Source organism: Streptomyces sp. NPDC044064, assembly GCF_056434245.1.
Window position 1 is genome coordinate 169,800 of sequence record NZ_JBWKFN010000018.1, and the last position, 21,421, is coordinate 191,220.

Annotated in this window: 16 protein-coding genes, 1 pseudogene and 1 riboswitch; of the genes and pseudogenes, 12 read left to right on the forward strand and 5 right to left on the reverse strand. The window is 72.5% G+C overall.

The window, feature by feature from the left end:
* Window positions 1-187 precede the first annotated feature (187 nt).
* The 7 genes from AC07DS_RS28100 to AC07DS_RS28130 all read left to right on the forward strand — a co-directional run bounded on the left by AC07DS_RS28100 (window position 188) and on the right by AC07DS_RS28130 (window position 7,458).
* A complete protein-coding gene (locus AC07DS_RS28100; protein WP_479149648.1) occupies window positions 188-1,075 on the forward strand; it encodes a glutathione S-transferase C-terminal domain-containing protein in 888 nt (295 codons plus the stop codon).
* A gap of 78 nt (window positions 1,076-1,153) precedes the next feature.
* A riboswitch (SAM riboswitch) is annotated at window positions 1,154-1,264 on the forward strand.
* A 388-nt stretch (window positions 1,265-1,652) separates the two neighbouring features.
* On the forward strand, window positions 1,653-2,633 hold the full coding sequence (locus AC07DS_RS28105; RefSeq protein WP_479149650.1) for an amino acid ABC transporter permease: 981 nt from the start codon (window positions 1,653-1,655) through the stop codon (window positions 2,631-2,633).
* Window positions 2,630-3,421, forward strand: a complete 792-nt coding sequence (locus AC07DS_RS28110; RefSeq protein ID WP_479149652.1) for an amino acid ABC transporter ATP-binding protein — start codon at window positions 2,630-2,632, stop codon at window positions 3,419-3,421. Before AC07DS_RS28105 ends, AC07DS_RS28110 begins: the two co-directional genes overlap by 4 nt.
* 60 nt (window positions 3,422-3,481) lie before the next feature.
* Window positions 3,482-4,501 carry a transporter substrate-binding domain-containing protein gene (locus tag AC07DS_RS28115; RefSeq protein ID WP_479149654.1) on the forward strand — a complete coding sequence of 340 codons (1,020 nt, stop codon included), beginning with the start codon at window positions 3,482-3,484 and terminating at the stop codon, window positions 4,499-4,501.
* Between the two features lie 108 nt (window positions 4,502-4,609).
* Entirely contained in the window at window positions 4,610-4,720 is a 111-nt protein-coding gene (locus tag AC07DS_RS28120; RefSeq protein ID WP_479149655.1) for a putative leader peptide, read from the forward strand.
* Between the two features lie 139 nt (window positions 4,721-4,859).
* Window positions 4,860-6,062, forward strand: a complete 1,203-nt coding sequence (locus AC07DS_RS28125) for an LLM class flavin-dependent oxidoreductase (RefSeq protein WP_479149657.1) — start codon at window positions 4,860-4,862, stop codon at window positions 6,060-6,062.
* 19 nt (window positions 6,063-6,081) lie between these two features.
* Window positions 6,082-7,458 carry an NtaA/DmoA family FMN-dependent monooxygenase gene (locus AC07DS_RS28130; RefSeq protein WP_479149659.1) on the forward strand — a complete coding sequence of 459 codons (1,377 nt, stop codon included), beginning with the start codon at window positions 6,082-6,084 and terminating at the stop codon, window positions 7,456-7,458.
* Window positions 7,459-7,464: 6 nt separating this feature from the next.
* Here the strand turns inward: AC07DS_RS28130 and AC07DS_RS28135 are convergent, their stop codons facing one another.
* Window positions 7,465-8,073: a DUF7691 family protein gene (locus AC07DS_RS28135; protein ID WP_479149660.1), complete on the reverse strand. Its 609-nt coding sequence runs from the start codon at window positions 8,071-8,073 to the stop codon at window positions 7,465-7,467.
* Between the two features lie 256 nt (window positions 8,074-8,329).
* Here AC07DS_RS28135 and AC07DS_RS28140 point away from each other — a divergent pair, with 256 nt between their 5' ends.
* Window positions 8,330-10,114 (forward strand): LuxR family transcriptional regulator AbsR2, encoded by a 1,785-nt coding sequence (locus AC07DS_RS28140; RefSeq protein WP_479149662.1) that lies wholly within the window; start codon window positions 8,330-8,332, stop codon window positions 10,112-10,114.
* A 46-nt stretch (window positions 10,115-10,160) separates the two neighbouring features.
* On the opposite strand, the gene AC07DS_RS28145 is transcribed toward AC07DS_RS28140, so the two are convergent.
* The gene (locus AC07DS_RS28145; RefSeq protein ID WP_479149664.1) at window positions 10,161-12,764 is read right to left on the reverse strand and encodes a CHAT domain-containing protein; all 2,604 of its coding nucleotides are present in this window, start codon (window positions 12,762-12,764) and stop codon (window positions 10,161-10,163) included.
* Between the two features lie 146 nt (window positions 12,765-12,910).
* Here AC07DS_RS28145 and AC07DS_RS28150 point away from each other — a divergent pair, with 146 nt between their 5' ends.
* Genes AC07DS_RS28150 through AC07DS_RS28160 form a run of 3 tightly spaced genes read left to right on the forward strand, consistent with a single transcriptional unit; the run spans window position 12,911 to window position 15,455 of the window.
* On the forward strand, window positions 12,911-14,338 hold the full coding sequence (locus AC07DS_RS28150; protein WP_479149666.1) for a S8/S53 family peptidase: 1,428 nt from the start codon (window positions 12,911-12,913) through the stop codon (window positions 14,336-14,338).
* On the forward strand, window positions 14,335-14,973 hold the full coding sequence (locus tag AC07DS_RS28155) for an RNA polymerase sigma factor (RefSeq protein ID WP_479149668.1): 639 nt from the start codon (window positions 14,335-14,337) through the stop codon (window positions 14,971-14,973). Before AC07DS_RS28150 ends, AC07DS_RS28155 begins: the two co-directional genes overlap by 4 nt.
* A complete protein-coding gene (locus AC07DS_RS28160) occupies window positions 14,970-15,455 on the forward strand; it encodes a hypothetical protein (protein WP_479149670.1) in 486 nt (161 codons plus the stop codon). The genes AC07DS_RS28155 and AC07DS_RS28160 overlap by 4 nt, the downstream gene beginning before the upstream one ends.
* Before the next feature lie 64 nt (window positions 15,456-15,519).
* Here AC07DS_RS28160 and AC07DS_RS28165 read toward each other — a convergent pair whose 3' ends face one another.
* From AC07DS_RS28165 to AC07DS_RS28175, 3 genes are all read right to left on the reverse strand, one after another.
* Window positions 15,520-16,311 carry an N-formylglutamate amidohydrolase gene (locus AC07DS_RS28165; RefSeq protein ID WP_479149672.1) on the reverse strand — a complete coding sequence of 264 codons (792 nt, stop codon included), beginning with the start codon at window positions 16,309-16,311 and terminating at the stop codon, window positions 15,520-15,522.
* 128 nt (window positions 16,312-16,439) lie between these two features.
* Window positions 16,440-17,345 carry an LLM class flavin-dependent oxidoreductase gene (locus AC07DS_RS28170; RefSeq protein ID WP_479149674.1) on the reverse strand — a complete coding sequence of 302 codons (906 nt, stop codon included), beginning with the start codon at window positions 17,343-17,345 and terminating at the stop codon, window positions 16,440-16,442.
* 185 nt (window positions 17,346-17,530) lie between these two features.
* Window positions 17,531-19,750, reverse strand: a complete 2,220-nt coding sequence (locus AC07DS_RS28175) for an NADP-dependent isocitrate dehydrogenase (protein ID WP_479149676.1) — start codon at window positions 19,748-19,750, stop codon at window positions 17,531-17,533.
* A gap of 217 nt (window positions 19,751-19,967) precedes the next feature.
* On the opposite strand from AC07DS_RS28175, the pseudogene AC07DS_RS28180 reads away from it, so the two are divergent.
* Window positions 19,968-21,323, forward strand: a pseudogene (locus AC07DS_RS28180) (gluzincin family metallopeptidase).
* Window positions 21,324-21,421: the final 98 nt, after the last annotated feature.

Sequence of the window (21,421 nt, forward strand, 5' to 3'; positions counted from 1 at the left end):
TTGAGCCTGCGGGGTTGAGCCTGCGGGGCCGAGGCAGGCCGTCATGGCTCAGCGGGCCCGCCGACCGACCGCACCGAACCGGGCCCGCCGACCGCACCGCACCGGGCCCGCGACCGCCCCTCCGCACCCACCGACCGACGACGCTTCCGCCGCGCGTACGTCCGCGCGCCCGCCCCAGGGGAGACGCATGTCCATCACTCCGCTCGCCGCCGTCCCGACCGCGCACCGCGCCGCCCCCGCCTTCCGGGGCCGGATCGGCCGGGACGCGCGCAGCGGCCACTACGCCGTGCCCCACCGCTACCGGCTCCATCTGTCCACCGCCTGTCCCGACGGACTTCGCCTCGCCATCGGGCACAGCCTCCTCGGCCTCGACGGCAGCTGTCCGGTGGCCTTCCTGCCCGCCGTCCCCGACCGTCCCGGCGGCGGCCACTCCGCCCTGCGCCCGCTGTACGAGGCGAGCGCCCACCACTACACCGGACCGGCGCTCGCGCCGGTGCTCAGCGACGACTGGTCCGGGCGCATCGTCAGCACCCACAGCGCCGACATCCTGCGCGACCTGGACCGCTTCCCCCGCAACGGGCGCCCCAGCCTGTACCCGTGCGGCACGGAGAGCCAGATCGAAGCCGTCGAACGGCTCTGCGCCGAGGGGATCGAGGAGGCCGCGCAGCGCGCCGGACGGGCCGACGCCGATCCCGCAGAGCGGGCGGCCGCGCTCGATCTGCTGCTGGACACGCTGGGCCGGATCGAGCGGTACCTGGAGGGCGAGGAGTACCTCGTCGATGGCCGACTCACCGCAGCGGACGTCGAGTTGTGGGTGACGCTGGTGCAGCTGGACACCGTGCACCGCTGCCACCTCGACGCCTCCGCCGTGCACCGCATCGCAGACCACCAGGCGCTCTGGGGTCACGCCCGCCGCCTGGCCGCCCACCCCGCCTTCGGTGCCCACCTGGACCTCGACGGGATCGCCCGCCGCCACCACGGGCACTGCCGGGGGCTGGAAGCCGCCGGAGCCGCCGTCCAGATCCTGGACTGGAGGGGTCACGCCGCGGACGCCTCGGGCACTTCCAGCAGGTGAGAGCAGGTCGGGCGGGTCCATTACTCGGACAGCCGTTGACATGCGAACGGCCAACTGCCTTTACTTGCCGCACAGAACGGTCATGAGCGTCAGCGCCAAGCCCTGGCTGGCTGACCGGCAACCCTCGCATCGCGGTGGGGTGCCCCAGGTGACGACCGGACCGGACGACGACTTCGGTAAGCGCGAGGGCCCCGCGGGGCCGGAACAGTGACAGGTGACGCCATGTACGCAGCTCTCCGGACGGCCGCGGGCCGTGCCCAGAGCTGCGTACCGCCGTACGCCGGGCTCCTCGTCGCCGATCGCGCCGTCGATCTCCTCCGCGTCAACAGCGCACTGTGTACCGCGTCGGGCAGCCGTGCCCGCTGTCGGGGCTGACCTCACTTCCCAGCCCCGCCCTTCCCGGCTCAGCGCTTCCCAGCCCCCGCGTTCCTGACGCACACCCCGGTGCGGTGTGCCGTCGTCCGCCCAGCCCCCGGTTCCCGTGCGTTCCCGTGTGCCACCTCGTGCCGTAGCGCCGTCGTAGCCCATTCCTGGCCCGCCGTGATCCCGGGGTGTCCGACTCCCGCCGGAGCCCGCCATGAGTGAACCCCCAGGCGCCGCCGTGTCCCTCGCCGGGGCCCGACCAGCCGACACACCATCAAAGAGTCTGACAGCACAACGAGTTCAGCCGCTGCGTCGGCCCGGCCGGTGGATCGTCACCGCCGTCGTCCTCGTGTTCGTCGCGCAGATCGTGCACGGACTGGCCACGAACCCCTTCTACCAGTGGGACCGCTTCCGCTACTGGTTCCTGCGCCCCGTCATCCTCGACGGTCTGGGCATCACCCTCGAAGTCGCCGCGCTCAGCGCCGTGTTCGGCCTGCTCGGGGGCGTCCTGCTGGCCCTCGGCCGGCTCTCCGGCAGCCCGGTGCTGCGGGCGGTGAGCTGGACCTACACCTGGCTGTTCCGCTCGGTACCGCTGATCGTCGTCCTGATCTTCCTCTACAACTTCAGTGCGCTGTACAAGACGTTGAGCCTCGGCATCCCCTTCGGGCCGGCCTTCTTCACCTTCGACGAGTCCAGGCTGGCCACCGACCTGACGGTCGCCGTCGTCGGCCTGAGCCTCAATGAGGCGGCCTACGCGGCCGAGGTCGTACGCGGCGGCATCCTCTCGGTGGACCAGGGCCAGCACGAGGCGGCGGCCGCGCTCGGACTGCCGAGGGGCTACCAGTTCACCCGCATCGTCTTCCCCCAGGCCCTGAGGTCCATCACCCCGAACTACGTCAACCAGCTCATCGGCCTGATCAAGAGCACGTCCCTGGTGTTCTACGTCTCCCTGCTCGACCTGTTCGGCTCGGTGCAGACCATGGGCAGCACCTACCCGGGCGACATCGTGCCGCTGCTGCTCGTCGCCACCGTCTGGTATCTGCTCCTGACCAGCGTCGTGTCCGTCGTCCAGTTCTACGTCGAGCGGTACTTCGCCCGCGGCGCCACCCGCGGCCTGCCGCCGACCCCGCTGCAGAAGGCGCGCACCGGCCTCGCCGACCTGAGGGCCCGGCTGCGCCGGGAGGCCGCCGTATGACCACCACCCGGACCCCGCAGCCGGCCCCGGCCGCGCTGGAGATCCACGACGTCCACAAGTGGTACGGCGCCCACCGCGTCCTCGACGGCATCGACCTGACCGTGCGCCCCGGCGAGGTCACCGTCGTCCTCGGCCCCTCCGGCTCCGGCAAGTCCACGCTGCTGAGGGTCGTCAACCATCTGGAGAAGCCCGAGATCGGGCACGTCAGCGTCGGTGGCGAGCTGATCGGCGTCAGGCGCGGCAGCGGGGGCCGGCTGAGGGAGCTGAGTGAGCGCGCGATCCTGGCCCAGCGCAGCCGTATCGGCTTCGTCTTCCAGAACTTCAACCTCTTCCCGCATCTGACCGTCCTCGACAACGTCGCGGCCGCCCCCGTCGCCACCGGAAGACTGACCAGGCCCGAGGCGCAGGAGCTGGCGCGCGAACTGCTCACCCGGGTCGGCCTCGGCGACCGGACCGGCGCCTACCCGCGGCAGCTGTCCGGCGGCCAGCAGCAGCGCGTCGCCATCGCCCGCGCCCTCGCCCTGCGGCCCGGCATCATCCTCTTCGACGAGCCGACCTCGGCGCTCGACCCCGAACTCGTCGGCGAGGTCCTCTCCGTGATCAAGGACCTGGCGAGCAGCGGCACCACCCTCGTCATCGTCACCCACGAGATCGGCTTCGCCCGCGAGGTCGCCGACCGGATCGTCTTCATCGACGGCGGAAGGATCGTCGAACAGGGCCCGCCGGCCGAGGTGCTGGACCGCCCACGGCACGAGCGGACCCGGGACTTCCTGAGCAAGGTCCTCTGACCTCCCTCCCCTCCCGCTTCACCCCTGTTGCACCCTCACCACCGAACGACAAGGACAGCCATGCCCACCCAGTTCTCCCGACGCAGCCTGACACGCGGCCTCACCGCGGCGACCGCTCTCGCCGCCCTCGCCGGTGGACTCGCCGCCTGCGGGGGCGACAGCGAGGCCGCCACGACGACCGACCCGGCCGGCACGGTGACCGTGGGCCGGGTGTCCAACGGCGCGGCCAGGCAGACCGAGCTGAAGGTCTCAGAGGTGAAGTCCATCAGCGCCGAACTGCCCGCCTCCGTCCGGAAGAGCGGGACCCTGAAGATCGTCGTGGGGGCTCTGCCCGACGGCTTCCCGCCACTGGCCTACGTCGGCAGCGACCAGAAGACGCTCACCGGCGCCGAGCCCGACTTCGGCCGTCTGGTCGCCGCCGTCCTCGGACTGAAGCCCCAACTGTCCAACGCCACCTGGGAGAACATGTTCGTCGGCATCGACAGCGGCAAGGCCGACGTCGGCTTCGCCAACATCACCGACACCGAGGAACGCAAGAAGAAGTACGACTTCGCCTCCTACCGCAAGGACAACGTGGGCTTCGAGGTGCTGAAGAAGAGCACCTGGAACTTCGACGGCGACTACGAGAACCTCGCCGGGAAGACGGTCGCCGTCGACAACGGCACCAACCAGGAGAAGATCCTCCTGGAGTTCCAGGCGAAGCTGAAGAAGGAGGGCAAGAACCTCACGGTCAAGCACTACGCCGGCAAGAACGCCACGTACCTGGCGCTGACCGGCGGCAAGATCGACGCCTACTTCTCCGCCAACCCCGGTGTCGCCTACCACGTCACCCAGACCGCCAAGTCGCCCGACCCGACCCGCAGCGCGGGCACCTACTCCGGTGCCGGGGCCGGTCTGCAGGGGCTGATCGCCGCGACCACGAAGAAGGACAGCGGGCTGGCCCGGCCGCTCGCCGACGCCATCGACCATCTGATCAGGAGCGGGCAGTACGGCAAGTGGCTGGCCGCGTACAACCTCTCGAACGAGGCCGTGGACAAGGCGGAGGTCAACCCGCCGGGACTGCCGCTGGACAACTCCTGACCGGTCGCCGGGAACATCCGGGGTCACCCGGGTGTTCCGGCTCATGACGAGATCCGCCAGGCGGACGCCGACCAGGCCCGCCGTGCCGGACGGACGGAGGTGTGGGCCGTGTCCCGGGTACTCCCGCTGCGCGTCCCGCAGCCGTACCGCTCCGTCCGCCTGCACTCCCGGCCGCACATAGACCTCCAGCGCGTGGCCGGCGCACTCTGTCGCCCCTGACTTCTCCCCGGCCGCAGCGGTCCACTCGGACCCACGCCCGGGTTTCACCCTGCCGCGCTCGCCCGCCGCCGACGTCCCGCTGCCGCGAGCCGGTGTTCTCGTACGCAGATCCGGTACGGACATCCAGGAAGGCACCCACGTGTCCTCAACTCCCTCCCCTTCCCTGCATCTCGCCGTCGCCCTGGACGGCACGGGCTGGCATCCGGCCTCCTGGCGCGAGCCGGTGGCCCGGCCCCGGGACCTGTTCACCGCCGGTTACTGGGCCGACCTGGTCACCGAGGCCGAGCGCGGCCTGCTCGACTTCGTGACCATCGAGGACGGCCTCGGCCCGCAGTCCTCCGGCCTTCTGGAACCGGACGAGCGCACCGACCAGGTCCGCGGCCGGCTGGACGCCGTGCTGATCGCCTCCCGGGTCGCCCCGCTGACCCGGCACATAGGCGTGGTGCCGACGGTGGTGGCCACGCACACGGAGCCGTTCCACATCTCCAAGGCGATCGCCACCCTCGACCATGTGAGCGGCGGCCGCGCCGGACTGCGTGTGCAGATCACCGCCCGGCCGAACGAGGCCGCCCACTTCGGCCGCCGCACCATCCCCCTGATCGACGCCTACGACAGCTCGTCCGCCCAGGAGCTGGTCACCGAGCTGTTCGACGAGGCCGGCGACCACGTGGAGGTGGTACGCCGGCTCTGGGACAGCTGGGAGGACGACGCGGAGATCCGGGACGCGGCCACGGGCCGCTTCATCGACCGGGACAAGCTGCACTACATCGACTTCGAGGGCCGCCACTTCAGCGTCAAGGGCCCCTCCATCACGCCCCGCCCGCCCCAGGGACAGCCGGTCGTCACCGCCCTGGCCCACGACACCATTCCGTACCGGCTCGTCGCCCGCCAGGCCGACATCGGCTACGTCACCCCGCACGACTCCGACCAGGCCCGCGCGATCGTCGCCGAGATACGCGCCGAGCAGGCCGCGGCAGGCCGCGCCGAGCAGACCCTGCACGTCTTCGGCGACCTCGTCGTCCTCCTCGACGACGACCCGGCCGCGGCCACGGCCCGCCGCGAGCGCCTCGACGCGCTCGCGGGGGAGCCGTACACCAGCGACACCCGGATCTTCGCCGGCACCCCCGCCCAACTCGCCGACCTGCTGGCGGAACTGGGGGAGAGCGGCCTGACCGGATTCCGGCTGCGGCCCGCCGTACTCGGCCACGACCTGCCCCGGATCACCCGGTCACTCGTGCCCGAACTGCAGCGCCGAGGCCTGTTCCGGCACGCCTACGAGGCCGGCACCCTGCGCGGCCTGCTCGGGCTCGCCCGCCCCGCCAACCGCTACGCCGTCGCCTGAGCCGGAGGAACGCACCGCCATGAGCAAGCCGCTGAAGCAGATCCACCTGGCCGCCCACTTCCCCGGCGTCAACAACACCACCGTGTGGAGCGACCCGGCCGCCGGCAGCCACATCGAGTTCAGTTCCTTCGCCCACTTCGCCCGCACCGCCGAACGCGCCAAGTTCGACTTCCTGTTCCTCGCCGAGGGACTCAGGCTGCGCGAACAGGGCGGCGAGATCTACGACCTGGACGTCGTCGGCCGCCCCGACACCTTCACCGTGCTGGCCGCGCTGGCCGCCGTCACCGACCGGCTCGGCCTCACCGGCACCATCAACTCCACCTTCAACGAGCCCTACGAGGTGGCCCGCCAGTTCGCCAGCCTCGACCACCTGTCCGGCGGCCGCTCCGCCTGGAACGTCGTCACCTCCTGGGACGCCTTCACCGGGGAGAACTTCCGCCGTGGCGGCTTCCTCCCGCAGGAGGAGCGCTACTCCCGTGCCCAGGAGTTCCTCGCCACCGCCAACGAACTCCTCGACTCCTGGCGCGGCGACGAGATCCTCGCCGACCAGGCCACCGGTACCTTCCTCAGTGACGCCAAGGCCGGTGCCTTCGTGCACCAGGGACAGCACTTCGACATCCACGGCCGCTTCAACGTTCCCCGCTCCCCGCAGGGCCGTCCGGTGATCTTCCAGGCCGGCGAGTCCGACGAGGGGCGCGAGTTCGCCGCCTCGAGCGCGGACGCGATCTTCAGCCGGTACGCCACCCTCAAGGAGGGCCAGGCCTTCTACACGGACGTCAAGGGGCGTCTCGCCAAGTACGGCCGCAGGCCCGACCAGCTGCTCATCCTGCCCGCCGCCACCTTCGTCCTCGGCGACACCGACGAGGAGGCCGCGGAACTCGCCCGCGAGGTGCGCCGGCAGCAGGTCAGCGGGGCGACCGCCATCAAGCACCTGGAGTTCGTCTGGAACCGTGACCTCTCGGGTTACGACCCGGAAGGCCCGCTGCCCGACGTCGACCCGCTGGTCGGCGAGGAGCACATCTCCCGCGGGCGCGCCCAGGTGCGGATGTACCGCGACCCGATCGCCATCGCCCGTGAGTGGCGGGAGCTGGCCGCAGCCAACGGCTGGTCCATCCGCGACCTGGTCATCAACACCGGCAACCGGCAGACCTTCGTCGGCGCCCCGGCCACCGTCGCCCGGACGATCAACGACTTCGTGCAGGCCGATGCCTCCGACGGCTTCATCCTCGTCCCGCACATCACCCCCGGCGGCCTCGACGCCTTCGCCGACAAGGTCGTACCGCTGCTCCAGGAACAGGGTGTCTTCCGCACCGAGTACGAGGGCACCACCCTGCGCGACCACCTCGGCCTCGCCCACCCCGACGCCGGCTCCCCGGCCGGGCGGGTGGCCTCGTGAGACCGGTCAGGAGCAGAACCCGATCACCCCGAATCCGGGCCGGGACTCCGCGTGCCGCATCCAGCCCAGGCACTGCATGACGGCGTCGACGACCTCGGGTTCGAGCGGGGGAGCGTGGCCGGCCGCCTTGGTGGCCTCGAACTGCTCCAGCGCCCGGGCTATCTGCCCGGGCGTCCACTCGCCGCATCCCGGAACGTACGCGTACGGCAGCGGATCGGGCAGATCGGAGTAGCTGAAGGACGCCACGGACACGGCGGTCACACGCAGCGCGGCGAGGCCCTCGTCCACCACCGACAGCCAGTCGCCCCGGAACGGCATGAAGGAGTCGTTGGGCAGGAAGGACCCGGTCAGCTCGCAGAGCCGCCGGTACGCGTAGCCGTACTGGAAGGCGTGCTCCTTGTCCTCGCTGAACGGCCCGCCGTGCACGACGGCCCGCAACGCCTCGTACGCGGTGGGGGCGCCCCGCTCGATCTGGTACCGGAAGTAGTCGTCGTCGCGGGCGAGTTCGTCGCCGAAGCTGTCGCGGACGACCTGGAGGAGCTGGTCGTCACCCGAACCGACCAGGGCCCGCGTCGCGGCGACGTCCAGCAGATACACGCTCAGTCCTGAACTCATACCGCGAACCTATCGGCCACCACTGACATCACGGTTCCGGCGCAGCCGCAGACGCCGTCCGCCCAAGGGGGCGAACGGCGTATCAGCGTGGTCGAGGGACGTCTCCCTCCCCCGAAGGCGACGTCCCTCGACCCGCTCCCCCGGTGCCGGACTGTGGCCTGGACTGACAGACTGCCGCCCCCGGGCGCCGAACGCCTGAGTCGGGGGCTACTCAAGTCGCCCTGTATCAAACCTGAGTAGTCGCGCTCCAGTTAGCGTGACGACTTACGAGCAGGGCGCGAAGACGCTCGAACTGCCCTGGCCCTTCACCGGCCGCGAGGACGAACTGGAGCTGGTGCGCAGGTCGCTGGCGGCCGGACGGCCCGGCATCGTGGTGACCGGACCGGTGGGCTGCGGCAAGACGCGGCTGATCACGGAGGCAGTGCGCGGCACGGACTGCGCCCGGGTGACCGGGACGCCCGAGACCCGAGGACTGCGCTTCGCCGCCTTCGCACACCTGCTGCCCGACACCGTCTCGCTGCACCGCGCGGTGCACCTCCTGTCCGGCGTACGGCTCCTTGTCGTCGACGACGCCCAGCTGCTCGACGAGGCCTCCGCAGCGCTCCTGCACCAGCTCGCCGTGCACGGACGCACCCGTCTGGCCGTGACCGCCGCGGACGAGGTGCCGGTGCCCGGCGCGGTGTCCCGGCTGTGGACGGGGGAGCTGCTGCCCCGCCTGAGCCTGGAGCCGCTGCCCCGCGAGGACACGGCCCGACTGCTCGCCCCGGCCGCTCTGGAACCGCTCACCATGGGACGGCTGCACCGGACGTGCCGGGGCGATCTGCGGCTGCTGCGCGATCTGCTGGGCGCGCTGCGCCAGTCCGGCGGCCTGACCCGGGTCCCGGGCGGCGACGAGTGGGCGTGGCGCGGCCCGGTCCCGGTCACCGCGAGCGTCCGTGACCGCCTCGCCCACGCCCTGGACCGGCCCGACACCGACGAGCGCGAGACGCTCGACCGGCTCGCCTTCGCCGAACCCCTGCCGCTCGCCCTGGACGAGCTCGACCTGGACGTCCTCGAACGTCTGGAGTCGAACGGCCTGATCGACGTGGACGACGAGGGCTCCGTCACCCTTGCCCACCCCCTGCACGGACCGGCCCTGCGCGCCACCGCCGGCCGGCTGCGGGCCAGGCGGCTGGCCCGCACACCGGACCGGTGCCGCCCGGCGCTGCAGGCCGAACAGGCGTCACTGGAACGCGGGCTGGAGCTGCAGGACGTGCGGGCCCTGCCCACTCCGGTGGGGGACTGGCTGCTGTCCGAGGGACTGCCCGTCCCCGCCGGGTACGCGGTCGTACGGGCCCGGTACTCCCGGCTGCGCGGGGAACTGCGGGAGGCGGCGGCATGGGCACGGGAAGGGCTCCGGGCGGCTCCGGAGGACACCGGCTGTGTCTCGGAACTCGACTTAATCACAGGCCAGTTGGGGGAGATGACGGGAGCGGGCATGTGGGCCGCAGCGGCCCGCGGTGACATCGAGACCGCCCTTGCCACGACCACCGGGGACGATGTGTTCGCCCGCTACGACGCCGTACGCCTCGGCGCTCCCGAGCGGGTCGCGGGGCGGCTGCCGGACGACGGGGTGTTCGCCCACCACGCCGAGGCGCTCGCCCGGGGTGACGGGCCCGCGCTGGACCGGGTCGCCGAGGCGCTCGAAGGCCGCGGCTTCCTGCTGTTCGCGGCCGAGGCGCACGCCCAGGCGGTACGCGCCCACCGTGACCCGCGCGCCGCCCGCCTGTCCCGGACCCGCGCGGTCGCGTTGGCCCGCCGCTGCCAGGGCGCGTGTACGCCCGCGCTGGCCGGACTCGTGCTCGGGGAGCTGACGGCCCGGCAGCGGCAGGTGGTTGCTCTCGCGGCCGCCGGGCTGAGTAACCGGGAGATCGCCGAGAGGCTGACGCTGTCGGTCCGGACCGTCGGCAATCACCTGTACAGCGCCTACACGCGGCTCGGTACGAGCGGCCGTGGGGCCCTGCCCTGGCTGAGCGACCTGCCGGTGGCGGAGCCCGCCTGAGCGATTCGCTGTCTCACCCAGGCCGTCGGTCGCCGACGCACCGCCCTCATGCCGCCCCGAAGGCCGCGAACGCCCACCCCGTCGCCTGGTGGACCGGGTCGCCGGGCTGGGCGGCGCGGGCGTCGCGCAGGGCCTCGGCCAGGCTCAGGCCCGCGTCGAGGCCCTTGTGGAGGGCGAGCATCAGGGGAACCACCGCGGCGTCGTTGACGGGTGCGCTGCTCGCCACGACCCCGGCCGTGCCCAGCGGGAGCAACGCCGTCACCAGGCCGAGGAGTTCGTCGGCGCCGACCGAGGCGAGGCGGGCGGTGTCGCAGCTGGAGAGGATGATCCGGTACGGGCTGCGGGCGAGGCGCTCGAAGTCGTGCACGATCAGCGGCCCGTCGGCCATCTGGAGGGCCGAGAACAGGGGGCTGTCGGCCCGGAACGTGCCGTGCGCGGCCAGGTGCGCGAGGGCCGCGCCGTCGAGATCCTCCAGTACCTGGGGAACCTGAGCCGCCTCGCCCTCCAGGACCGTCGCCGTGCCGTACCGATCGGCCAGTTCGGGTACCTCGGCGCCGCCGGTGGCGAGGCCGGGGCCGCGCACCAGGACGTGCCGGCCGCCGGGCGGCGGCTCGGTCTCCCGGGCCCGCAGCCAGCTGCCCGCCGACGGGGACACGCTGAGCACCCGCTCCCGCAGCGCGGGCAGCAGCGCCCACGGCACCCGGTGCAGCGCGCCGGGCGGCACGATCACCACCGGCCCGGACTCGAGGTGCGGTACGGCACCGCCCAGCAGCAGCTCCTGCAGACGCCGGCCCGCCGCCTCCACCAGCGGCAGCCGCGCCTCTCCTCCGGGGTGTGCGAGGCGGCGCAGCCCGGCCTGTACGTGCTCGGCCTCGGCCACCGCCTCCGCGAGCAGGCCGCCCGGGAACCGTCGTACCCGGCCCTGCCCGCACAGCAGGATGTGCACCTGACCGTCCACGACGGCGAGTTCGACCAGCAGCGCCTCGCCCAGCCGGTCCAGCAGGCGGCCCGCGTCGAAGCGGTCGCCCCCGCCCGGGCCGTCGCCGCGCATGTGGTGGGTGCGGGAGCGGATCTCCCGTTCCAGCCGCCGCTGTTCACGGTCCAGGGCCGGGACCGGACGGCCCTCCCGGCGTGCCTCTCCCGCGCGGGCGGCTATTTCCCGGTAGGCGGTCAGGCTGCCGAGCAGCACCGGATCCGCGGGCGGCCGGGCGGGCGGTGCGGACAGCACGGTGGCCCGCCAGCGCTCGCTCCACTCCAGCAGCCGCCGCGAACCGCCGTTCACCAGGCTCGCCTCCTGGGCGAGCGCCGCCAGTTCGGCGCCCTGGGCGGTGGCGCGGGCCCGCAGCTCGGAGGCGCCGAGCGTCATCCGGTGGTCGTCGAGGACGGCCAGGCCGCGCCGGCAGGCCTCCAGCACGCCGCGCCCGGAACCGGCCGCCCGGGCCCGCAGCGCCTGCGCGGCCCAGCCCGTCACACGGGCCGGCGGGGGACCGGCGTGCCGGCTGCGCGCGGCGACCGCCAGGTGCCGCTCCGCCTCGTCCGTCCGGCCGAGTGCGAGGGCGATCCGGCCGGCGAGCAGGGAGGCCTCGGGCGCCGCGGGCGAACCGAAGGAGGCCAGCCGCTCGGCGACCGCCGCCGCGTCCGCGACCATTCGCCGCGAGCCACGCCCGGCGGCCGTCCGCGCCTCGATCAGCACCAGCCGGGCATGCGTCTCCCACCAGGTCCGCCGCTGCCCCGCGAACAGCCGTACGGCATGGGCGGCGCGGGCGATGGCGGTTTCCGGGTCCCCGGCCGAGCGGGCGGCACGGGCGGCCGCCAGCAGCAGCTCGGCCTTGCGGGTGGACTGCCCGCCCATCCGGTCCAGCAGCGCGATCGCCGTGTCCGCCTCCGCGAGCGCCTCGGGGGCGAGTCCCGCCGCCATCAGCACCTCGCAGCGCCGGATGGACAGCATGAACGTGGGCGTGCCGAGCTTGCCGTACCGCTCCTCGGCCTCGTCCAGCAGCCGCAGCGCCGCCGGGATGTCCCCCGACCGGAACGCGGCGAGGCCCCGGCTCTCCACGGCGTCCGCCTTGTCGTGCTCCTGGCCGGTGGTCTCCCACAGCCGCTCGGCGGCCGTGAAGTCCGCGACCGCCCGGTCCACCGCGCCCTGGGCCAGATGCACCGTGGCCCGCAGGGTCAGTGCCCGCGCGGTCCAGATGCCATCGTCCGCGTGCCGCAGCACCGGAAGCGCCCGCCGTACGTCCTCCAGGGACTCCCGGTGATGCCCCAGGACCCACCACACATAGGCCCGCCGGTACAGCACCCGTGCCCTGGTGTGTCCGCTGCCCCGCGCGACACCCTGCTCGAACGACGCCAGTCCCTGTCGCGTGCGCCCCGCGTGCACCAGTGCGACCCCCAGCGTGGCGAGCACGTCCGCCTCCCGCTCGGCCGACTCGGCGCGTGCGGCGAGGTTCCGGGCCCGGCGCAGATGCCGCAGGGCGATCTTCAGATCGCCGAAGTCCCGCTGCCAGATGCCCAGTACCTGATGCGCGACGCTGGCGTGCAGCGGCGACGGATCGGTGTGCAGTACCTGATCCGCGCGTGCCCGGGCCTCGCCCGGGTCGGCGAACACCATCGGCAGCAGCTGAAGAACCGACTCGCTTCCCGCTGTCACCCCTCGCATGGTAGTGGCCTGGGCAAACTCGTCACACGGGTTCTCCGTGGTCTCCTCGGGCTGTACCGCGCGTACTTGCGGGCTGTATCAATCGGTCGACGGGCGACTCTGACTGTCGGAGCACTGTCTCAGGGGGAGGACACACCATGGCACCACAGCGATTCCACGAGCAGTTCCACCACATCCAGCGCTCGATGCCCGACGTTCCGCTGGCCATGGGCCCGGACGACGACGCCCACTTCCTCTACGAGAAGGGTGTCGTCCTCGCCCGCGACGGCGAGGAGGCCCGGCTGGTCGAGGACACCGTCCGCACGCACTTCACCGACACCCGGGGCCTGGTCCCCGACCACGTGCGCCGCACCGGTCCGGACACCAACCGCACCGGCGTCACCCGCATCCGGGTCGGCGACCCCGCCGAGGGCGACGACGTCGTCCCGCACGCCCTGCGCGCCCTGAGGGAGGCCGAGGGACGCCAGGGACGCCGGCTGGTCCGCCGCAACCACGTGATCCACATCGCCCCGGTCAACGCCTGCCCCGGTGACGAGCCCGTGCCCGCGCCGCGCAGCGAGCCGCCCAACCCGGCCTCCCAGGAGGGCCGCCACGACCCGGACACCGCCGTCGGCGTCCTCGTCATCGACACCGGTCTGGTGCACGACTACCGGTCCTACCCGCTCCTCGCCCACACCACGGGCGATGCGCAGGTGACCGAGACCGGCCCCGACGGAGTGCTCCGGCAGTACGTCGGCCACGGCACGTTCATCGCCGGGATCGTCGCGGCGGTCGCGCCCAACACCGACGTCACCGTGCGGGGCACCCTCAGCGACGTGGGCGCCATGCTGGAGTCGGAGTTCGGCGCGAAGCTGTTCGAGGCCGTCGACGAGGGCGGCTGGCCCGACATCATCAGCCTCTCCGCGGGCACCACCACCGGGTCCGGCGAAAGCCTCATCGGTCTCGAGGCGTTCATGCACGAACTCCGCGAGCAGCGCACGCTGCTGGTGGCCGCCGCGGGCAACAACGGCAGCGACGCCCCGTTCTGGCCCGCCGCCTACGGAGCCCTGCCGGAGTACGCGGACAGCGTGCTGTCGGTCGGCGCGCTGCGCGGGGACGGCGAGTCGGGCGCCTGCTTCAGCAACCACGGCCCCTGGGTGCACGTCTACGCCCCGGGCGAGCGCCTGACCAGTGCCCTCACCGGCTTCGACATCCCGGTGCCGTACGTGTACCAGCACTCCACCTACGACGCCTGCCGGTTCGGCTCCACCTACGCCTGCACCTGCCAGTACCCGCGCCACACCGGCGTGTTGAGCGAGCCGGGCGAGAACAGCGCGGCCAAGCCCGACCAGGTCATGTTCGACGGTCTTGCGCAGTGGAGCGGCACCTCGTTCGCCACCCCGGCCGTCGCCGCGCTCGTCGCCGCCCACATGACGGCTCACAAGGAGCGCGATCCGCGCGCGGCGCGCGCACAACTGCTCGCTTCCCTCACGGAATCCGCCGAGGTGCGCGGGGCGCACGTCCCGGCGCTCCGGCCGCCCACCTGGCGCCCGGTTCAGGTCGCGACCCCGGCCGCGCCCGCATGAGGGCCGGAACCCTCCGCTCCACGGCGTACGATGACGTGCCGTACACGAGGGGTGGAGCCGTGGACCGTACAGAGGTCGGGGCGCTGGTCGGGTCTGCCGTCGACGGCGACGCCGCGGCCTGGAAGGCGCTGGTGGAAGGGATGAGTCCGCTGGTGTGGTCGGTGGTGCGCGCACACCGGCTCTCGGACGCGGACGGGCACGAGGTCTACCAGACCACGTGGTTCCGTTTCGCCCAGCACCTCGGCCGGCTCCGGGAGCCCGACAAGGCGGGCGCCTGGCTGGCCAGTACGGCCCGGCACGAGTGCCTGAAGGTGCTCAAGGGGCTGACGCGGCTGACGCTGACGGACGATCCGCAGGTGCTGGACCGGGCGAGCGAGGAGCGGACGCCCGAGCAGACGCTGATCGACGCCGAAGAGGAGGCGGACCAGGCCGAGCGGATCCGCCGGCTGTGGCAGGAGTTCGAGGCGCTCGGCGAGCGGTGCAGGCAGCTGCTGCGGGTGCTGATGGCCTCGCCGCCGCCGAGTTATCTGGAGGTGTCGGCCGCCCTCGGTATCGCGGTAGGCAGCATCGGGCCCCTGCGCCAGCGCTGTCTGCGCCGGCTGCGGGCCCGACTGGACGCACGGGGGGCGGCGTGAGCGGCGTGCACGGGAACGGTTTTCCCGAAGAGGACTTCGACGACCCGGGGTTCGACGGCGATCTGCTGGAGGAGGAGCTGCGCCAGGCGGCCGCCGTGCTGGACCCCGTCCCCGCCGAGCTGCGCCAACTGGCGCTCGAGGCGTATGCGTTGCACGACCTGGACGCCCGGATCGCCGAGCTGACCTTCGACTCGCTCGTGGACGCGCTGCCGGTGAGGGGAGTGCCGGACGCCCCGCGGATGCTGACCTTCCGCGCGGGCGGGCTGACCGTCGACGTCGAGGTCACCGGGGAGGGGCTGATCGGTCAGGTGCTGCCGCCGCAGTCGGCGCGCATCGAGGTGCTGGGCGGCCCGCAGACCGCCCGGCCGGTCATGGTCGACACCCTCGGCCGCTTCACCAGCGAGCAGCCGCCCGCCGGCCCGTTCGCCCTGCGGCTGCGGACCGGCGGCGAGGTGATCGTCACGGAGTGGCTGAGGGCCTGAACCGGATCACCGGGCCCGGCCGGCGGGCGCCCTCCTCGGTCGCGGGAGAGCTCCGGCCGGAGGCCTACAGGGCGTCGACGAGCGCGGCCAGCGCGGCGGCGAGCCCCTCCAGGCCCGGTCCGGCCGGCCCGCCCGGCTCGGTCATGTAGGTGTCCCGCCGGATCTCCACCATCAGCGCGCTCACCCGCTGGTCGCGCCCGTAGTACTCCAGCGGTACGTAGGTTCCGCCGAACGGACTGTCCAGCCCGGTGTCCCCGCACGCGGAGAACGCCTTCCGCGCCGCCTCCCGCAGCTCGGGCGGTGTATGGAAGGCGTCCGTGCCCAGGCACACGGGCGGCCGCGGACCCGTGCCGTGCAGCTCGTACGGCAGCGGCCGGCTCGGGTAGGAGTGGACGTCGATCACGACCGCCCGCCCGGTCGCGGCGAGCCGCCCCGCCACGGCCTCGGTCATCGCCCGCGCGTAGGGCCGGAAGTACCGCTCGACCAGGGGCTCGGGATCGGTGTCCGCGGCCCGCAGCTCGCCCCGGTGCGTGGTCCGCGTGTACACGGCCCCCATGCCGACGGCGAGCATCTCCTCCCGCTCGTCCGGGAACCGCTCCGGATCCACGACCAGCCGCGACAGCCGGTTGACGAACCGCCAGGGCGTCAGCCCGGCCAGCTCCACCGCCCGCTCGGCGATCCCGGCGGTGTGCGCGTCGGTGATGTGGTCCAGTTCCAGATCGAGCGCCGTGTCGTCGAGGAGGATCCCCTTGCGCACGTCATCCGGGATCGCCCGCGCGGAGTGCGGCACGTGCAGCAGCACGGGCGATTCGGCGGCGCCGGGCCGGAGTTCGAACGAGGGGGCGGACTCGGTCACGGGCTGCTCCAGGCGTGTTGTCGAGGCGGTGCAGGCTCAAGGTGCCGGCGGAACGGGACCGAACAGGCCTGTAGGAGATGTGACATGAGGACGTCACACATGACACGTTGCCGCAACCCTACGTCGCATCACCGCAGTCGGGCGAGGAGATCCGGCAACAGCCCGGGCTGCCGGGACAGTTCCGGCGTCGGGGCGACGTACAGCACCACGGTGGTCACGGCCGGGTGCAGATGAGCGCGGATCCGTTCCCGCACGGCCGCCGGCTCGCCGTGCAGCCACAGGGCGTCCACCAGCTCCTGCGGCAGCGTGGCTTCGGCGCCCGCGCGGTCGCCGGCGTGGAAACGGTCGTACGACTCCTTGAGCAGCTCGCCACGCCCGAGCCACTCGTGGAAGGCGTGGTACGGCTTCTGGTTGAGGATCCAGCCGAGGAAGTTCCTGCCCGCCCGGCGGGCGTGGGCAGCGTCCGGCGTCGGGCACAGGAACAGCTTGAGCACCGTCTCCTTGCCGGGGCGCGGTGCACCGAGGACCTTCGGCAGGTCCTCCTCGGTCAGCAGATTGAGCACGGCTCCGTCCGCGTCGTCGTAGGCCACCTGGCGCATCCTCGGCCGTAGGGCGCCCACGAGGACACCGACGTCCTGCCCGTGCAGCGCCTGCTTCAGGAAGCGGACCGTGTCGCGCACCCGGGTGAGGGGACGCTCGTGCGGGACGCCGTTGAGGGCGGTGGTGTGGGCGGGCACGGAGGCACCGACGCCGAGCAGCACCCGGCCCTCGGCCAGTGCGGCGAGGCCGGCGGCCGTCTGGGCGAGGATGCCGGGACCCCGGGTGAACACCGGGACCACGCCCGTCCCCAGCCGCAGCCGGGGCTGCCACGCCGCCGCCGCGGCGAGCGGCGTGAACGCGTCGACACCACCGCCCTCACCGGTCCACACGTCCGTGTAACCGAGATCGGGCAACGCCTCGACGGTACGCCGGTGCGCGGGCAGGGCGTGCGCGGGCAGCGGGAGGTTGACGCCCCAGTGGGCCGGTTCGGTCATGGATGCCTCTCGTGGCCGGGAGCTGGTGCCGACGGGAGGATCCTCACCGGGATGCGCTTCGCCCGACAGGTTCTCGCGGGTCCTGTCACGCAGGGTTCACACACCCCGGACATGGCTCCGCCCCGGCCGGGGGTACCGGCCGGGGCGGGTGCTCACTCACAGCTGCGGCGCGGGCGCCGCGGGCGTCAGCTCAGCGAGGCGAGGGCCCCGTTCCAGGTGACCGACGGGCGCATGACCGCGTCCGCCTTGGCCTTCTCCGGCTGGTAGTAGCCGCCGATGTCGGCCGGGGAGCCCTGGACCGCGAGCAGCTCGGCGACGATCGTCCCCTCGTTCGCCGCGAGGTTCTCGGCGAACGCGGCGAAGGCCTTCGCCAGGTCGGCGTCGTCGGTCTGCGCGGCCAGCTCCTGCGCCCAGTACAGGGACAGGTAGAAGTGGCTGCCGCGGTTGTCGATGCCGCCGACGCGACGGGTCGGGGACTTGTCCTCGTTGAGGAAGGTCGCCGTGGCGCGGTCGAGGGTGTCGGCGAGGACCTGGGCGCGGTTGTTGCCGGTGGTGGCCGCGTACTGCTCGAAGGCGGGCACCAGGGCGAAGAACTCACCGAGCGAGTCCCAGCGCAGGTAGTTCTCCTTGACGAGCTGCTGGACGTGCTTCGGCGCGGAGCCGCCGGCGCCCGTCTCGAACAGGCCGCCGCCCGCCATCAGCGGGACGACCGACAGCATCTTGGCGCTGGTGCCCAGCTCCAGGATCGGGAACAGGTCGGTCAGGTAGTCGCGCAGCACGTTGCCGGTGACCGAGATGGTGTTCTCGCCGCGGCGGATGCGCTCCACCGACAGCTTGGTGGCCTCGACCGGGGACAGGATCTTGATGTCCAGGCCCTCGGTGTCGTGCTCCGGCAGGTACTGCTTCACCTTGGCGATCAGGTTGGCGTCGTGGGCGCGGCCCTCGTCCAGCCAGAACACGGCCGGGTCGCCGGTGGCGCGGGCGCGGGTGACGGCCAGCTTGACCCAGTCGCGGATCGGGTCGTCCTTGGTCTGGCAGGCGCGGAAGATGTCGCCCTTGCCGACCGGCTGCTCGATCAGGACGTTGCCGGCCTGGTCGAGGACGCGGACCGTGCCCGCGGCCGCGATCTCGAAGGTCTTGTCGTGGGAGCCGTACTCCTCGGCCTTCTGCGCCATCAGGCCGACGTTCGGGACCGAGCCCATGGTCGACGGGTCGTAGGCGCCGTGGGCGCGGCAGTCGTCGATGACGGCCTGGTAGACACCGGCGTAGGAGGAGTCCGGGATCACCGCGAGGGTGTCGTGCTCCTGACCGTCCGCGCCCCACATGTGGCCGGAGGTGCGGATCATCGCCGGCATGGAGGCGTCGACGATGACGTCGGAGGGCACGTGCAGGTTGGTGATGCCCTTGTCGGAGTCGACCATGGCGAGGGCCGGGCCCTCGGTCAGCTCGGCGTCGAAGGAGGCCTTGATCTCGGCGCCCTCGGGCAGGTTCTCCAGGCCCTTGAGGATGCCGCCCAGACCGTCGTTCGGGGACAGGCCGGCCGCGGTGAGCGTCGCGCCGTATTTCGCGAACGTCTTCGGGAAGAAGGCGCGCACGACGTGACCGAAGATGATCGGGTCGGAGACCTTCATCATCGTGGCCTTCAGGTGCACGGAGAAGAGGACACCCTCCTCCTTGGCGCGGGCGACCTGCGCGGCGAGGAACTTGTTCAGCTCGGCGACGTGCAGGACGGAGGCGTCGACGACCTCGTCCTTCTTGACCGGTACGGACTCGCGCAGCACGGTGGTGGTGCCGTCCTCGCCGACCAGCTCGATCTTCAGGGAGCCGGCCTCGGAGATCACCACGGACTTCTCGGTGGAGCGGAAGTCGTTCTCGCCCATGGTTGTCACGTTGGTCCTGGACTCGGAGGTCCAGGCGCCCATGCGGTGCGGGTGGGTCTTGGCGTAGTTCTTGACCGAGGCGGGGGCGCGGCGGTCGGAGTTGCCCTCACGCAGGACCGGGTTCACGGCGGAACCCTTGATCTTGTCGTAGCGGGCGCGGATCTCGCGCTCCTCGTCGGTCTTCGGGTCGTCCGGGTAGTCCGGCAGCGCGTAGCCCTTGCCCTGCAGCTCGGCGACGGCGGCCTTGAGCTGCGGGATCGACGCCGAGATGTTCGGCAGCTTGATGATGTTGGCTTCGGGGGTCTTGGCCAGCTCGCCCAGCTCGGACAGCGCGTCGGGGATGCGCTGGTCCTCGTTCAGGTACTCCGGGAAGACGGCGATGATGCGCCCGGCCAGCGAGATGTCCCGGGTGTCGACGGCGACACCGGCCTGCGAGGCGTACGCCTGGATCACCGGCAGGAACGAATGCGTCGCCAGGGCCGGGGCCTCGTCTGTGTAGGTGTAGAAGATGGTCGAGTCAGTCACCGGGTGCTCCGCTCCACGTCTGCAACATTGCTCGACATCAAGATATCTCGTGATCGGGCCGGGCTCGACAGGGGTCCTGGCCGGAAAACATGGCGTACGGGTACAACCGCGTGCCCGCCTCTGTGGTCATGACAAAAGATCGCTCACTGACCATGCGCGATCGCCCACTGGCCGGCGGCCGGCCCTGACCCCCCGGCCGCCCGAGCAAAGGCGGACGATGAGATATCGCACCCGAGTGACGGCCCCGGCGGCCGTCCTGGTCGGTACGACGGCGGCGCCGGCCCTGGGCTCCCCGGCCCAGGCCGCCCCGGGCAGGCCCGCGGGGGAGCCGGGCCCGGAGACCCTCGGCGACCCGGTCTTCCCGGCCCTCGGCAACGACGGCTACCGCGTGTCGGCGTACCTCCTCGACCTGGCCTACGACCCCACGACCAGGCTGGTCGACGCCACCGCCACCCTGCGGATCCGCATGGACCGGGCGCTGACCCGCTTCTCCCTCGACGCCCTCGGCCTCGACATACGCTCCGTGCGCGTCGGCGGCCGCGAGGCCGTCCGCTCCCGGAGAAGACGGTCGCGACCGTCCGCGTGGAGTACTCCGCCGACCCGCGCCGCACCCTCGCGCACACCGCCTGGGTCCCCACAGGGGACGGCTTCGCGGTCTGCCCGCAGCCGAACTCCGCGCACACCGTCTTCCCGTGCAACGACCACCCCTCGGACAAGGCGGACTTCAGCTTCCGCATCACCGTTCCGAACGGGCTGCGCGGCGTCGCGAACGGCACGCTGACCGGCACCGAGGAGCTGGACGGCGGCCGTACGGCGTACTCGTACTGCTCGGCCGCGCCGATCGCCACCGAACTCGTCCAGATCACGGTCGGCGACTACGTGATCAAGGACCGCGAGGGACCGCACGGCCTGCCCCTGCGCGACGTCGTCCCCACCGCCCGCGCCACCGCCCTGGAACCGGCCCTCGCCCTCACCCCCGGCCTGGTGACCTGGCTGGAGGACCGCCTGGGCGCCTTCCCGTTCGAGACGTAGGGCCTGCTGCCGTGCAACTCCGACGACCCGAAGGCCTTCGACTTCACCGGTCTCGAGACCCAGACCCTCACCCTGTACAAGCCGAACTTCCTGCTCCAGGAGGAGAAGAAGATCGGCTCGCACCACGATGGAGGCCCGGATGAAGGACACCTACGCCCGCGGCGACCAGTGGCGCCACGACTCGGGCCCGGTCGCCGCCCCCAATGCCGTGAACCTCTTCGACAGCCAGCGCTATCTGGGCGGCGTGCTCGTCCTGTACGCCTTCCGGGAGCTGGTCGGCGAAGACGTCTTCCACACCGTCGAGCGCACCTTCCTGGACCGCTTCCGCCGCTGCTCGGCGGCCACGGACGACCACATCGCGGTCGCCTCTGAGGTCACCGGCCAGGACCAGTCCGGCTTCCTGCGCGACTGGCTCTACGGCACGAAGACCCCGCGGATGCCCGGCCACCCCGACTGGACGGTGAACCCGGTCAGCTCGTCCTTCGCGGCCCCGCACAGCGGACGCGGCGGCCACTGGCACGAGAACTCGGCGACGCTCTGACGCACCCGTGGGGGGGGGGGGGGGGGGGGGGGGGGGGGGGGGGGGGGGGGGGGGGGGGGGGGGGGGGGGGGGGGGGGGGGGGGGGGGGGGGGGGAGGG

Coding starts and splice junctions, on each gene's coding strand:
- AC07DS_RS28155 (WP_479149668.1), top strand. CDS start 14,335: ATGAGGGCCGGAACCCTCCGCTCCACGGCGTACGATGACGTGCCGTAC.
- AC07DS_RS28170 (WP_479149674.1), bottom strand. CDS start 17,345: ATGACCGAACCGGCCCACTGGGGCGTCAACCTCCCGCTGCCCGCGCAC.
- AC07DS_RS28135 (WP_479149660.1), bottom strand. CDS start 8,073: ATGAGTTCAGGACTGAGCGTGTATCTGCTGGACGTCGCCGCGACGCGG.
- AC07DS_RS28150 (WP_479149666.1), top strand. CDS start 12,911: ATGGCACCACAGCGATTCCACGAGCAGTTCCACCACATCCAGCGCTCG.
- AC07DS_RS28105 (WP_479149650.1), top strand. CDS start 1,653: ATGAGTGAACCCCCAGGCGCCGCCGTGTCCCTCGCCGGGGCCCGACCA.
- AC07DS_RS28130 (WP_479149659.1), top strand. CDS start 6,082: ATGAGCAAGCCGCTGAAGCAGATCCACCTGGCCGCCCACTTCCCCGGC.
- AC07DS_RS28110 (WP_479149652.1), top strand. CDS start 2,630: ATGACCACCACCCGGACCCCGCAGCCGGCCCCGGCCGCGCTGGAGATC.
- AC07DS_RS28100 (WP_479149648.1), top strand. CDS start 188: ATGTCCATCACTCCGCTCGCCGCCGTCCCGACCGCGCACCGCGCCGCC.
- AC07DS_RS28115 (WP_479149654.1), top strand. CDS start 3,482: ATGCCCACCCAGTTCTCCCGACGCAGCCTGACACGCGGCCTCACCGCG.